9 protein-coding genes are annotated in these 13,817 nt (G+C 72.1%); 4 read left to right on the forward strand and 5 right to left on the reverse strand.

The window, feature by feature from the left end:
* Nucleotides 1-8: 8 nt before the first annotated feature.
* Nucleotides 9-692, reverse strand: a complete 684-nt coding sequence (locus tag OHS33_RS15430; protein WP_330330977.1) for a 2OG-Fe dioxygenase family protein — start codon at nt 690-692, stop codon at nt 9-11.
* A gap of 308 nt (nt 693-1,000) precedes the next feature.
* Between OHS33_RS15430 and OHS33_RS15435 the strand changes: the two genes are divergently transcribed.
* Genes OHS33_RS15435 through OHS33_RS15450 form a run of 4 tightly spaced genes read left to right on the forward strand, consistent with a single transcriptional unit; the run spans nt 1,001 to nt 9,597 of the window.
* On the forward strand, nt 1,001-3,007 hold the full coding sequence (locus OHS33_RS15435) for a carbamoyltransferase C-terminal domain-containing protein (protein WP_330330978.1): 2,007 nt from the start codon (nt 1,001-1,003) through the stop codon (nt 3,005-3,007).
* A gap of 9 nt (nt 3,008-3,016) precedes the next feature.
* Nucleotides 3,017-6,901, forward strand: coding sequence for a non-ribosomal peptide synthetase (locus tag OHS33_RS15440; protein WP_330330979.1), 3,885 nt, complete (start codon nt 3,017-3,019; stop codon nt 6,899-6,901).
* Nucleotides 6,898-7,128, forward strand: a complete 231-nt coding sequence (locus OHS33_RS15445) for an MbtH family protein (RefSeq protein ID WP_330330980.1) — start codon at nt 6,898-6,900, stop codon at nt 7,126-7,128. Before OHS33_RS15440 ends, OHS33_RS15445 begins: the two co-directional genes overlap by 4 nt.
* On the forward strand, nt 7,129-9,597 hold the full coding sequence (locus OHS33_RS15450; protein ID WP_330330981.1) for a non-ribosomal peptide synthetase: 2,469 nt from the start codon (nt 7,129-7,131) through the stop codon (nt 9,595-9,597). It abuts the gene before it with no gap.
* An 89-nt stretch (nt 9,598-9,686) separates the two neighbouring features.
* Here OHS33_RS15450 and OHS33_RS15455 read toward each other — a convergent pair whose 3' ends face one another.
* The 4 genes from OHS33_RS15455 to OHS33_RS15470 form a co-directional block, all read right to left on the reverse strand.
* The gene (locus tag OHS33_RS15455) at nt 9,687-10,955 is read right to left on the reverse strand and encodes a cation:proton antiporter (RefSeq protein WP_330330982.1); all 1,269 of its coding nucleotides are present in this window, start codon (nt 10,953-10,955) and stop codon (nt 9,687-9,689) included.
* A gap of 90 nt (nt 10,956-11,045) precedes the next feature.
* On the reverse strand, nt 11,046-11,819 hold the full coding sequence (locus OHS33_RS15460; RefSeq protein ID WP_330330983.1) for an SDR family oxidoreductase: 774 nt from the start codon (nt 11,817-11,819) through the stop codon (nt 11,046-11,048).
* 75 nt (nt 11,820-11,894) lie between these two features.
* Nucleotides 11,895-13,346: an aldehyde dehydrogenase gene (locus OHS33_RS15465; protein WP_330330984.1), complete on the reverse strand. Its 1,452-nt coding sequence runs from the start codon at nt 13,344-13,346 to the stop codon at nt 11,895-11,897.
* Entirely contained in the window at nt 13,343-13,816 is a 474-nt protein-coding gene (locus tag OHS33_RS15470) for a RidA family protein (RefSeq protein WP_330330985.1), read from the reverse strand. Before OHS33_RS15470 ends, OHS33_RS15465 begins: the two co-directional genes overlap by 4 nt.
* Nucleotide 13,817: the final 1 nt, after the last annotated feature.

The following is a 13,817-nucleotide window of genomic DNA, read 5'->3' on the forward strand; positions in this document are numbered from 1 at the left end:
GTGAGCCCTCACGCGCCGGCCAGCACGGACGTCTCGTACTCCTCGCCGTACCGCCGCTCCGGCCAGGCGTTGTAGGCGAGCAGGAACAGGTCGCGGTGCCCTTCCTCGCCGCGCGGGGCGACGATGTCCGTGGCGTAGTGCCGCATCTTGCGGTCGTCGATCACGACGGCCTGGCCGGGCTGCAGCTTCACGCCCAGGAAGGGCTCGTCGCTGTCCATCGGCATCAGCTGCGTCTCGCCGCCGCCGATGTTGTGGCGGTCGACCACCGCGATCAGGCTGTAGGTGTGCCCGTCCTGGTGCGGCCCTTCGGGGACCGAGACACCGCGGGTGTCGTCGTTGGAGATGACGCGCCACTGGTGCACGTCCACCTGCCACTCGGTGTCGTGGTCGAGCGGGATCTCGTCCGCGCCCGCGCGGATCACGAGCGCCGGGTCGATCTGGAGCGGCTCGAACTCCCGCAGCAGGCCGCCGGTCACCCCGTTGAACTCGGTGGCCTGGGCGAACGCCCGGTGCGGCAGCAGCTCCGGCTGCCAGCCGCCGTCCGTGTGGCGGATCTTGTACTGCGAGAAGCGCCGGTGCCTGAACTTTCCGTCGTTGTACCGGTCGACCGGGAGGGTGGGGAACTCCTCCAAGATCTCTGCGGGCAGTTCCGGCAGCGTGAGCAGCTGGAAGTGCCATTTGTTGAGTGTCATCGAATTACCCGTCCATGCCGTCTGCGGCGATACGAGAAAGGCATTTAGCTTGAGTGGGGCCGTGCGGCCGCCGGATCCTGGAGGGCTCCATCACTGGTCATGCACCTCAAGGCGAGATCCGCTGACCCGATCCTGCACACCGGGCCGGAAAGTGTCAAGAATTCATTTTGAGTGAATCATCCTCTGAATCCATGAATCACAGAGTTTGATTGACAGTGGACCTTGCAGGTTTTATAAACAACCGGCACAGCGTTCTTGCACTGGTTCCCTTGGGGGTAGCTATTTCTACTCGAGTTATTGGCTTCAACTTGAGCCACGACAGCAGCGTGTGTCTTGTCGAGGACGGCGTCATTCGCTCCGCGCTCGCCCTTGAGCGGACCACCCGGGTGAAGCGGGGCACCGTCCCCATGCACACCTACGCGGCCGCCATGGCCGATCTGACGAATGAAACCCTTTCCGCGGCGGGGCTCCGCTCCTCCGATATCGACGGCTGGATCGCGACCTCGACCGAATCCCGGGACCAGGCGGACGAGGCCAAGCTCCTCAGCGTGCTGGGCCTGGTCGCCCCGGCCGAGCGCTGCCTCGCACTGCCGCACCCGGGCCACCACCTCGCCCACGCGAGCGCCGCCTTCTACTCGTCCGGCTTCGACGAGGCCGTGGCCCTCGTCATGGACTCCTACGGGTCCCGTGTCGACGGCGGGCGCGAGCGGGAGACCGCCTTCACCTTCCGTACCGGTGCGACCCCCGAGCCGCTGATGCGCGTCGTGCGGGACACCGACCGCATCGCGGGCTACCGCCGCGGCGGCGAGCTGTGGACCCCCGCGACGCTGTCCGGCGTCGGCGAGATCTACCGGGTGGTCACCCTCGCGCTCGGGTTCCGGGAGTCCGGCACCGCGTACGACGACGCCGGCAAGACCATGGGCCTCGCCTCCTACGGCAAGCGCCTCACCTCCGACAACCTCTTCTACGAGCTCGCGCCGAACGGCGAGCTGCGCTTCGACCGGGCCGCCGACTCCCTGGTCGAGCTCGGGGTGGCCGTGCGCGAGGGGGACGAACTCAGGCTGGTCCCGCGCCCTTCGCGCGCACCGTACGAGCAGTTCCACTTCGACCTCGCGGCGCAGCTGCAGGCGGAGTTCGAGGAAGCCGTCCTGCACGTGACCCGTCACGTGCTCGCCGTCAGCGGCAGCCGGTCCCTGGTGGCCTGCGGCGGTTCCTTCCTGAACTCGACCCTGAACACGCGCATCCAGCGGGAGACCGACCTCGACCGCCTGTTCATCTTCCCCGCGGCGACCGACGACGGGAACGCGGCGGGCGCGGCCCTGTACGCCTACCACAACCTGCTCGGACCGCGCTCCGAGGTCGGCCCCGCCATGCGGCACGTCTACCTCGGCCCGCCCCGGGTCTCCGGCGTGGACGTCCAGGGCATCGCCGACCGCTGGGGCCTGGAGACCCGCAAGCACGACGGATCCAGGGAACTGGCGGCCGCGGCGGCCGGTGCGATGGCCGGGGGCGACATCATCGGCTGGTTCCAGGACCGGTGCGAGTTCGGACCGCGTTCGCTCGGCGCCCGCTCGATCCTGTGCCACCCGGGCATCCCGGGCATGAAGGACCGGCTGAACGCCCGGGTGAAGTTCCGTGAGGCCTTCCGTCCGTTCGCCGGATCGGTGCTGGCCGAGCGCGCGGACAAGTGGTTCGACATGCCCGCGCCCGAGAGCCCCTTCATGCTGATGGTGACCCCGGTGTGGGAGGCGCAGCAGGAACTCGTCAGCGAGGTCGTGCACATCGACGGCACCTGCCGGGTGCAGACCGTGGCCGAGGACACTCCGGGCCCCTTCCGCGCCCTGATCGAGGAGTTCGAGGACCGGACCGGCCTGCCGATGGTGCTCAACACCTCGTTCAACCTGCGCGGCATGCCGATCGTGGAGCGTCCGGACGAGGCGATGGACTGCCTGTACGGCTCGCGGCTGGACCGGCTGTTCATCGGCGACCTGGAGGTCGTCGCGCCCGACCTGGCCGCGCTGCGGCCCGAGGCCATCGGGGCCGTGGGCTCCCGTGGATCGGTCGGTCTGCCGGCCACGGGCGAGCAGCGCGCCGCCGTCACGGTGCTGCCGGAGTGGCAGGGTCTGCTCGGCCTGGCGGACGGCACCCGGTCGGTGCGCGAGATCGCGGCCGAACTCGGCGGCGACACCGAGGAGCTGGTGGACCTCGCGCTCGACATGCGGCGGCTCGGGCTGCTGCGCTGGGCCGGTGTGCCGCAGGTCCACCGCCCGGTGTTCCCGCTGCCGCAGTACTCGCCGGACACCTCGGCGGAGTGAGCCGGACCGATGAGTGATCCTTCCTGCGCGACAGAACTGTCCTTCGAGCTGTCCTTCGCACAGCAACGGCTGTGGTTCTTCGACCAGATGATGCCGGGCAACCCGTTCTACAACCTGGCGTTCGCGCACAGGCTGTCGGGACCCCTCGATCTGTCCGCCCTGCGCTCGGCGCTCACCGGGATCACCTCCCGGCACGAGGCCCTGCGGACGCGGTTCACCACGGTCGGTGGTGAACCGCGGCAGGTGATCGATCCGCCGGGCTTCATGGACCTGCCGGTGACGGACGTCTCGCAGGCGGCCGACCCGGTCGCCGAGGCACACCGCCTCGCGGGCGCGGAGGCGCTGGTTCCCTTCGACCTCTCGAAGGGGCCGCTGCTCCGCGCCCGCCTGGTGCGCCTCGGCGACACGGATCATGTGCTGCTGGTGACCCTGCACCACATCGCGGGCGACGGCTGGTCGCTGGGTGTGTTCCAGGACGAGCTGAGCAGCCTCTACCGCGCCTTCTCGGCGGGCGGGACCGCTGAGCTGCCTCCGCTGGAGATCCAGTACGCGGACTTCGCCGCGTGGCAGCGGTCGTACCTCTCCGACGAGGTGCTGACCGAGCAGCTCGGCCACTGGCGTGAGCGGCTGCGCGGCATGCCGGTGGCGCTGGAGCTCCCGGCCGACCGTCCCCGTCCCCCGTTGCCCAGCTATACGGCGGGGGTGGTGCCCTTCGAGGTGCCCATGGACGTGGTGCGGCGGCTGCGGGCCATCGGTACCGAGCGCCACTCGACGCTGTTCATGGTGCTGCTGGCCGCCTTCGACGCGCTGCTGGCCGGCTACACGGGCGGTACGGACATCGTGGTCGGGGTTCCGGTCGCGGGCCGGGACCGGGCCGAACTCGAAGGCCTCATCGGCTTCTTCGTCAACAACCTGGTCATGCGGGTGGACTGCTCCGGCGATCCGACCTTCGGGGAGCTGGTGGACCGCGTACGGGACACCGCCTTCGACGCCTTCGACCACCAGGACCTGCCCTTCGAGCGCCTGGTGGAGGAGCTGCACCCGGCGCGCGACCCGAGCCGCAACCCGCTCACCCAGGTCGGCTTCCAGCTGCTCCGGGAAGAGCACACCGGGCGGACGCTCGACCTGCCCGGCCTCGTGGTCACCCCGTTCGAAGGACACGGCGACACCATCCATCTGGATGTCGAGCTGTGCTGTCACGAGACGCCCGAGGGGCTCTCCGGACGGCTGGTCTTCGCGGCCGACCTGTTCGACGCGGCGACCATGGAGCGGTTCGCCCGGCACTTCGTCCACCTCCTGGACCAGGTGAGCGGGCTGGGCCAGGACACCCGGCTGTCGCGGCTGTCGCTGCTCACCGACGAGGAGGCACACCGCCAGCTCGTCGAATGGAACGGCACGGACCGGGAGTTCCCGGCCGGGACCGTGGTCCGGCTCTTCGAGGCGCAGGCGGCCCGCACCCCTGACGCGGTGGCGCTCTCGTACGGGGGCGACGCGCTCACCTACCGGGAGCTGAACCGGCGGGCGAACCGTTTCGCCCGCCGCCTGCGCTCGCTCGGGGTCGGCAGCGAGGTGGTCGTCGGCCTGTGCGCCGGACGCGGCCTCGACACCATGGTCGCCATGCTGGCCGTGCTCAAGGCGGGGGGCGCCTACCTGCCCCTCGACCCGGCCTATCCGGCCGAGCGGATCGCGTACATGCTGGGCGACGCCCGCTGCCCGTTCGTCATCGTCCAGGACGGTCTCGACGCGATGGCCTCCGGGGACGCCGAGGTGATCCGCCTCGACGGCGCCGCCGACGCGGCCTGGCCCGCGCACGACCTGGGCGTGGACACCGCGCCCGACGGCCTCGCGTACGTCATCTACACCTCGGGCTCCACGGGCCTGCCCAAGGGCGTCGAGGTCCCGCACCACGGCCTGACCAGCATGATCGCCTTCCAGAGCCGGGAGTTCGGCCTCGGGCCGCACTCCCGGGTGCTCCAGGTGGCGTCGATCTGCTTCGACGCCTCGGTGTCGGAGATCTGGATCACCTGGATCACCGGCGGCGAGCTGGTGATCGCGCCCCCGCACCTGCTCGGCGGCGAGCTGTCCGCCCTGCTGGCCGAGCGCGCGATCACGCAGGTCGCGCTGGTGCCCTCCGTGCTCGCGACCCTTCCGGACGCCGGACTGCCGCATCTGGAGACCGTCCTCATCGGTGGTGAGGCCGGTGCGCCCGCGGTGGTGAACCGCTGGTCGCGCGGGCGGGAGCTGATCAATGTCTTCGGCCCCACCGAGGCCACGGTCAACGCTTCCTTCTTCCGCTGCGCCGGTGAGGTCTCCTCCGCGCTGCCGATCGGCCGGCCGGTGGACAACACCCGGCTGTACGTCCTGGACCAGTGGCTGCGTCCGCTGCCGGTCGGTGTCCCCGGAGAGGTGTACATCGGCGGCATCGGTGTGGCCCGCGGCTACCTCGGCCGGGCGGGGCTCACCGCGGCCCGGTTCGTGGCCGACCCGTTCGGCGGGGCCGGTGCGCGGCTGTACCGGACGGGCGACCTCGCCCGCTTCCTGGCCGACGGGAACATCGAGTTCCTCGGCCGCCTGGACGACCAGGTGAAGCTGCGCGGCTTCCGGGTCGAGCTGGGGGAGGTCGAGGCGGCCCTCGCCGGACATCCCGGGGTGGCGCAGGCCGCGGTCGCGGTCCGCGAGGACCCGGACGGCGACCCCCGCATGTACGCCTACGTGGTGCCCGCCGGGCGGGCGCAGGACGGCGCCGGAGACGATGCGGGCGCTCTGGGAGAGGAGCACCTCCGGGAGCGGCAGCGCTTCTTCGACGAGGCGCACCGCTCCGGCACGTCCGTCCCTCCCGCGAACCCGACCGCGCTGGAGCGCGTGGGAGCGCTGCGTCCGGACCGGGTCCTGGAGATCGGCTGCGGCGGCGGTGCGCTCGTACGCGCCCTGGCGCCGGTGTGCGGCCAGTACGTCGCCACGGACTTCTCCGCGTCGGCCGTGGACATGCTGCGCAGCGCGCCGGACCTGGCCGGCCGGGCGGGGATCACCCTGCTCAACCGCGAGGCGACGGACTTCCGCGGCTTCCGGGACGGCTCGTTCGGGGCGGTCGTGATCGACTCCGTGATCCGGCACTGTCCTTCGCTGTCCCATGCGGACCGGATCGTCACGCAGGCCCTGCGGGCCGTCGGCGACGGCGGCGTCCTGGTCGTCACCGACGTTCCGGAGCACCCGCGGGACCCCGGGGCGGGCGGGACGGACGGGACGGGCGGGGCAGCCGAACTGGCCGCCAGCCCGGACTACTTCACCGCCCTGGCGGACCGGCTGCCCCGGTGCGCCGGGACCGAACTCATCCGCCGCGACGGCCGTCTCGACGTGGTCATCACGGCGGGCCCCGCGCCGGACTCCGGGGACCGGACGCCGGATCTGACGCCGGATCTCCCGCTGCGGCAGACCGCCGCCCTGGCGAGCGATCCGCTGCGCGCCGCGCGCGCCTCTCTCCTGGCGGAGGAACTGCGCGCGTACGGGCGGGCCCGGCTGCCGGAGTACATGGTGCCGTCCGGTTTCCTCGTACTGGACCGGCTGCCGCTCTCGCCGAACGGCAAGGTGGACACCCAGGCGCTGCCCGCACCGCGGGCCACGGCCCGCGGCCGCGGCCGCGCCCCCTCGGGGCCCGCCGAGGAAGCGCTGTGCGCGCTCTTCGCCGAAGTGCTGCGGCTCGATTCCGTGAGCCCCGACGACGGGTTCTTCGACCTGGGCGGGCACTCCCTCCTCGCGCTGCGGCTGATCAACCTCATCCACGCGCGGCTCGGTGTGGAGATCCCCCTCGGGACGCTCTTCCTGACCCCGGCTCCCGCCGCGCTCGCCGAACACATCACCCGACACGTTCCACACGTTCCAGGAGGAACAGCATGAGCACCCCCACCAACCCCTTCGACAACGAGGACGGGACCTTCCTCGTCCTGCGCAACGACGAGGACCAGCTCTCGCTCTGGCCCGATTTCGCCGACGTCCCGGCCGGCTGGACCGTGGTGCACGGTCCGGACCGCCGCCAGGCGTGCCTGGACCGCATCGAAGAGACCTGGACCGACATGCGGCCGCGCAGCCTGGTCCTGGCCATGGACGCGGGCAAGGCGGGCTGAGTGAGCACGCAGCTGGCCCACGGGCACCGGACCCCGGCCGGGGCGGCGTCAGGACTCCCCCTGCCCCACGATCACCGTCGGCCGCTCCCGGCCGACTCCCGGACCGGCCGCGTCGAGCTGCGGGTCGGGGCCGGACTCCACGCCGGGGTGGCCCGGCTGGCGGCCGTCGAGGGCGTGACGCAGCACACGGTCCTCCAGGCCGCCGTGGCCACGCTGCTGTACCGGCTGGGAGCGGGCGGCAGCCTGCCGTTCGCCGTGGCCGCACGGGGGAAGACCCTCGTCGTACGGGCCGACCTTTCGGGCGATCCCCCCTTCACCGAGGTGCTGCGCCGGGTCGGTCCGGCCGTGCGGGACGCCCTTGAGGAGCAGGCCCCGCTGCCGGACGGTCCCCCCTTCGCGCTGTGCTGGGAGCAGGCGGATCCGGCAGAGCCGCGGCAGGACGGTGACGCACCGGCGGATCTCGTCGGTGCGCTCACCTTCCCCGCCGGCCTGTTCGAGCGGGCCACCGTCGAGACGATGGACCGCCGCTTCACCCACGTCCTCCAGCAGCTCGTGGACCGGCCCGGGACCGCGCTCCGTGAGGTCGAGACGACCGACGGGGCCGAACGCCGACGGCTGCTCGTGGAGTGGAACGACACCGCCCGCGGCGTGCCGGCCGCGACGCTGCCGGAAATCTTCGAGGCCCAGGTCGCCCGTACCCCGGACGCCCTGGCCGTCACCGACGACCGGGTCCGTCTCTCGTACCGCGAGCTGAACGCGCGCGCGAACCGGCTGGCCCGGCTGCTGGCCGACCGGGGCGTGGGTCCCGAGCGGCTCGCCGCCGTCGCGGTCGAGCGTTCGGCCGACACGGTGGTGGCCCTGCTCGCCGTCGTGAAGGCGGGCGGCACCTGCCTGCCCGTCGACCCGTCCTACCCCGCCGAACGCATCGCCCAGCTCCTCGACGACGCCCGGCCCGCCGCCCTGATCACCACCGGCGCACTGCACGCACGGACCGGCGACGGCGTGCCGGTCATCCTGCTGGACAGCCCGGACACCACCGCCGACCTGGAACGCAGAGCGGACACGGACCTCGGCGCCGCGGAGCGCGGCGCGCTCCTCCCGGCCCACCCCGCCTACGCCATCTACACGTCCGGCTCCACCGGCCGCCCCAAGGGCGTGCTCATCGCGCACGGGTCGATCGACCGGCTGGTGTGCCGGACCGCTTCCATCGGCATCGGGCCGCACGACGTGGTCGCCCAGCTGTCCTCGGTCTCCTTCGACGCCGCGATCTTCGAGGTGTGGGGCGCACTGCTCAACGGCGCGCTGCTGGCGGTCGCCGCACCGGGTGCCCTGTCCACCGCGGAACTGGGCGAGTTCACGGCCCGCCACGGGGTGAGCGTGATGTGGCTGACGGCCGGTCTGTTCCACCAGGTGGTGGACACCGATGTGACGGCCCTGCGCGGGGTGCGTCAGCTGCTGGCCGGGGGTGACGTCCTGTCGGTCCCGCGGTGCGCGGCCGTACTGGAGGCGCTGCCGGGACTCCGGCTCGTCAACGGCTACGGCCCGACCGAGAACACCACCTTCACGACCACGCGCACCGTCCTGGCCGACGATCTCACCGGCCCGGGCGGAGTGCCGGTCGGGACCCCGGTCGCCGATACCCGGGTGTACGTCCTGGACGCGGCTCTGCGTCCGGTCCCGCCGGGTACGGCGGGTGAGCTGTACGTCTCGGGGGCGGGCCTCGCCCGGGGCTACTTCCGGCGGCCCGGGCTGACCGCGGAGCGTTTCGTCGCCCACCCCTTCAGCGGTTCCGAGGGTCCCGGCGCACGGATGTACCGCACCGGGGACACCGTGCGGTGGACCGCCGGGGGCGTGCTGGAGTTCCTGGGGCGTTCCGACGGCCAGGTGAAGGTACGGGGCTTCCGCGTCGAACTCGGCGAGGTCGAGGCCGCGCTGGCCGCGCACCCGTCGGTGGGGCAGTGCGCGGTGACCGTGCACGGGGCGGAATCCGAGGACAAGCGCCTGGTGGGGTACGTGGTGCCGCGGCCGGGTGCGGCCGGGGTCGACGGGACGTCCGTACGGGCCTGGCTCGCCGAGCGGCTTCCGGACCACCTGGTGCCGTCGGCCGTCGTGACGCTGGACGGGCTCCCGCTGACGGTCAACGGCAAGCTGGACCGCAGGGCCCTGCCCGCTCCCCTCTTCGACACCGGGACCCCCTACCGGGCGCCCGCGACGCCCCGGCAGGAGGTGCTGTGCGGGATCGTCGCCTCGGTGCTCGGGGTCGCGCGGGTCGGCCTGGACGACAACTTCTTCGAACTGGGCGGGCACTCCCTGCACGCCACCCAGATCGTCTCCCGCATCCGGCGTGAGCTGGCGGTCGAGCTGCGCCCGCGGGCGGTCTTCCAGGCCATGACGGTCTCGGCGCTGGACGGGACGGTCGCCGCCGCCCGGCCTGCGGCGCCGCCCATCGTCCGTCGCACGGCGGGATAGTCGACGCCCGTCCCGTACGCGAAGGAGCCGGTGTCCCTGAGGATCCTCAGGGACACCGGCTCTTTGGCGTACCGGGCGCGTACCGGGCGTCAGCTCAACGCTCCGGCCGGTTCCTCCTCGCGGAGTGCGGTCGCGGCCGTCTCCGGCGGGTTGCGGTCCTCCCGGCCGACCAGCCAGCGCAGCAGGATGCCGGTCATGGCCGTCGTCACGACCGCCATGACCACCATCTGCGCGTACAGGCTGCGGTCGAGCATCCCGATGCGCAGTCCGATGCCCAGCACGATGAGTTCGGTCAGCCCGCGCGTGTTCATCAGGGTGGCCAGCACCGTCGACCGGCGGGTGGACATTCCCTCGGCGCGGGCGGTGACGAACGTGCCCGCCATCTTTCCGACGACGGCCGTGACCAGGATCAGCCCCAGTTCGAGCAGCCCGGTGAAGCCCATGGCGCCGAGGTCGACGTTCAGACCGGCCACGATGAAGTAGACCGGAAGCAGGAAGCCGGTGGCCGTCTTGGAGCGCTCCAGCAGCTCCGTGCGGGCCCGCTCGGTCGCCTTCCGGGGCATGACCAGGCCGAAGAGGAAGGCTCCGAAGACGAAGTGCAGACCGAGCAGTTCGGTCACGGCGGCCGAGCCGAACAGGCAGGCCAGCACGACGGAGAACCGGCTCGCGGTCAGCGCGCGGCCGGCTCCCGGGCCGGTGAGCAGCCGCTTCAGCAGCGGCCGGACGACGAAGGCCAGTACGGCGCCGAAGGGAACGATCAGGAGGACCAGCCAGTGTCGGCTGTTCCCGCCGCCCACCAGGGCCTGGACCAGCGCGAGCATCGACCACCCGGCGAGGTCGCACACCGCGGCCGCGGAGAGCGCGATCGCACCGACCAGGGTCTTGTTCATCCGGTGGTCGACGAGGATCCGTGCCAGGACCGGGAAGGCCGTGATCGACATGGCCACGCCGAAGAAGAGCACGAAGCCGAGCCGGTTGCCGGTCGTGTGGTGGCCGAGGAGGTACAGGGCGAGCGTGCAGCCCAGGGCGAACGGCAGCAGGGCGGCGCTCAGGGCGGTGGTGCCGGTCACCCGGCCGAAGCCGCGCAGCCGTTCGTAGTTGAATTCCAGGCCGATCACGAACATGAAGAGCACCAGGCCGACATCGGCCAGGGTGGTCAGATACGGCCGGACTCCGGTCGGGAACAGCGTGGCCGCGACCGCTCCGTGGAAGAGCGTGGGACCCATCAGGATCCCGGCGACGATCTCGCCGAGTACGGCCGGCTGGCCCAGCGCCCGGGCGGCGCGGCCCGCCAGCTGGGCGACCAGGATGATCAGCGCGAGGTCGGCGAACAACAGCACTATGTCGGCTTGGGTCATGTCTCTCTCTTCTCCTTCTGTGAGGAACGGGACCGGCCCGCAGCGTCTTGGAGCAGCGCTGCGGGCCGGTTCACGGTGGGGCGGCGCGGATCAGAGGGTGGGCACCGCTCCGCCGTCGCACCGCAGCGCGGTGCCGGTGACGTACGAAGCGGCCTCGCTGCACAGGAAGGCCGCGGCGGCGCCCAGCTCGGCCGGGGTGCCGTACCGGCCCGCGGGGATGGCCGCCTGGGCCCGGGCGGCGAACTCCTCGACGCTCACTCCCTCGCGGGCGGCCCGGTAGGTGTTCATCTCGATCGTGCGGGCCGTGGAGATGCGGCCCGGCAGCAGAAGGTTGACGGTGACCCCGTCGCCCGCGACCTCTGTGGCCAGGGTCTTGAGGTAGCCGCCGAGCGCCGCCCGGCCGATGTTCGACAGCGCCAGGCTGGGAATCGGCGTTTCGACGCCGATCGAGGCCAGGGCGACGATGCGGCCCCAGCCCCGGGCCCGCATGCCGGGCAGGACCTGGGAGACCAGCCGCTGGGCCGGCAGCACGAGCGACTCGATGGCGGACACCGTGTCGGAGACGGTGATGTCCGCGGAACCGCCCGGGGGCGGCCCCGGGCTGTTCAGCACCAGGATGTCGATGGGGCCGAAGGCCCGTTCCGCCTGGGTGATCAGCCGCGTGGGGGCGTCCGGCTCGTTGAGGTCGATCTCCAGCCCGATCGCCTCGGGCAGTTCGGCGGCGATCGCCCGGGCGACGTCCCCGCGGCGCCCGCAGACGACCACCCGGACGCCTTCGGCGGCGAGCGCACGCGCGGTCGCCTCACCGAGACCGGACGTCGACGCGCACACGACAGCCGTGCGCCCACGGATACCCAGGTCCATTGAACGGACACCTCCTGCATAGATGGTGAAAAGGGATGTGAAGGCCAAGGATGTGAAGGCCAAGGATGTGAAGGCTCAGGCCACGTCGATGACGACGGTCTTCGCCTCGGTGAAGAACTCCCGGGAGTGCCGGCCGCCTTCGCGGCCGATGCCGGACCGGCCGAAGCCGCCGAAGGGGGACCTGAGGTCCCTCACCCAGAAGCAGTTGACCCAGACGTTCCCGGCGCGCAGCCGGCCGGCGACCCGGTGGGCGCGGGCCAGGTGGTTCGTGAACACCATGGCGGAGAGGCCGTAGGGCGTCGCGTTGGCGGCCTGGACGGCTTCCTCTTCGGTGTCGAAGGGGTGCACGGTGAGCACCGGTCCGAAGACCTCGTCCCGGCAGATGGCGGCGTCCGGGGCGGCGTCCACGACGACGGTCGGGGCCACCCACCAGCCGTCGCGGGCCCCGCCGCCGAGGAGGGTCGCACCTTCCTCGGCGGCCCGGCGCAGGTGGCCGGTGACCTTCGCGTGGTGTTCCGCGGAGGAGAGCGGGCCCACCTGGGTGGCGGGATCGCGGGGATCCCCCAGCCGCAGCCCGGCCGCTGTCTTGGCCAGCGCCTCGACCACCCGCTCGTAGACGGGCCGTTGGACGAAGACCCGGGATCCGGCGAGGCAGATCTGACCGGAGTTGGAGAAGGCGGCGTCGGCGGCCACGGCCACGGCGCGGTCGATGTCCGCGTCCGCGAAGATCACCGACGCGCCCTTGCCGCCCAGCTCGAAGCTGACGGCCCGGACCCCGGTGGCGGCGGCGCGCATGATCGACTCGCCGGTCCGGGTCTCCCCGGTGAAGGTGATCAGGTCGACGCCCGGATGCGCGACCAGAGCGGCGCCCGCGCCATCGGGGCCCACGCCCTGGACGACGTTGAGGACGCCCGCCGGCAGGCCGGCCAGCACGGCGAGTTCGGCGAGCCGGGTGGCCGAGGCGGGGCTCTGCTCCGCGGGCTTGAGCACGACGGTGTTGCCGTGGGCGAGCGCGGGCGCGATCTTCCATGTGGCCTGCATGAGCGGGAAGTTCCACGGGGAGATCGCGGCGACCACACCGGCCGGTTCGTGCCGGGTGTAGATGTGGTGGTCCGGATGCCCGGGGAGCGCCTCGTCCGCCGCCGAGACGGCGTCATCGGCGAAGAACCGCAGGTTCGCCGCACTGCGTACGACATCGTTGGCCCGCGTCAGGGACAGCGGACGGCCCATGTCCAGGGTGTCGAGGAGGGCCAGCTCGTCGGCGTGCGCCAGGACGAGGTCGGCGAGGCGGTGCAGGACCGCCGACCGCTGTGCCGGGGTCATCCTCGGCCAGGGGCCGGTGTCGAAGGCGGCGCGGGCGGCCGCGACCGCGTGGTCCACGTCCTGCGCGGATCCCCGCGACACCTGCGTCCACGCCGTCCGGGTGGCCGGGTCGATGCTCGGCATCGTCGCGCCGTCGGCGGAGGCGGTCGCCGCACCGTTGATGAAGTGCGTGACGGTGCCGGGCGTGATGGTGTCGGACGTCACGACTCGATCTGCACGATCATCTCGATCTCCACCGCGAAGTTGTGCGGCAGCGCGATGGCGCCGAAGGCGGAGCGGGCGTGCCGGCCTGAGTCACCGAAGACCTCGACGAGCAGGTCGGAGGCCCCGTTGATGATCAGGGGACTGCGGTCGAATCCGGCCTCGCAGTTGACGAAGCCGAGCAGCTTCACGACGCGCTTGACCCGGTCGAGGGAACCCAGCTCGTCCTTGACCAGGCCGAGCAGCCGCAGCGCGCATTCGCGAGCGGCCTCGTACGCCGTGTCGATGTCGAGGTCCACGCCCACCTTGCCCAGGTGGTCGTGGCTGCCCTGGCCGGACAGGAACAGCAGGTCGCCGACGCGGACCGCGCTGACGAAGTTGCCCATCCGCTTCGGGGAGGCCGGGAAGGACAGTCCCAGCTCCTGGAAACGGGCCTCCGCCGAGGAGACGGCCGTGGTGGTGTCGGTACCCATG

The organism is Streptomyces sp. NBC_00536 (genome assembly GCF_036346295.1).
Taxonomy (GTDB): domain Bacteria; phylum Actinomycetota; class Actinomycetes; order Streptomycetales; family Streptomycetaceae; genus Streptomyces.

Coding starts and splice junctions, on each gene's coding strand:
- OHS33_RS15430 (WP_330330977.1), bottom strand. CDS start 692: ATGACACTCAACAAATGGCACTTCCAGCTGCTCACGCTGCCGGAACTG.
- OHS33_RS15440 (WP_330330979.1), top strand. CDS start 3,017: ATGAGTGATCCTTCCTGCGCGACAGAACTGTCCTTCGAGCTGTCCTTC.
- OHS33_RS15445 (WP_330330980.1), top strand. CDS start 6,898: ATGAGCACCCCCACCAACCCCTTCGACAACGAGGACGGGACCTTCCTC.
- OHS33_RS15455 (WP_330330982.1), bottom strand. CDS start 10,955: ATGACCCAAGCCGACATAGTGCTGTTGTTCGCCGACCTCGCGCTGATC.
- OHS33_RS15460 (WP_330330983.1), bottom strand. CDS start 11,819: ATGGACCTGGGTATCCGTGGGCGCACGGCTGTCGTGTGCGCGTCGACG.
- OHS33_RS15470 (WP_330330985.1), bottom strand. CDS start 13,816: ATGGGTACCGACACCACCACGGCCGTCTCCTCGGCGGAGGCCCGTTTC.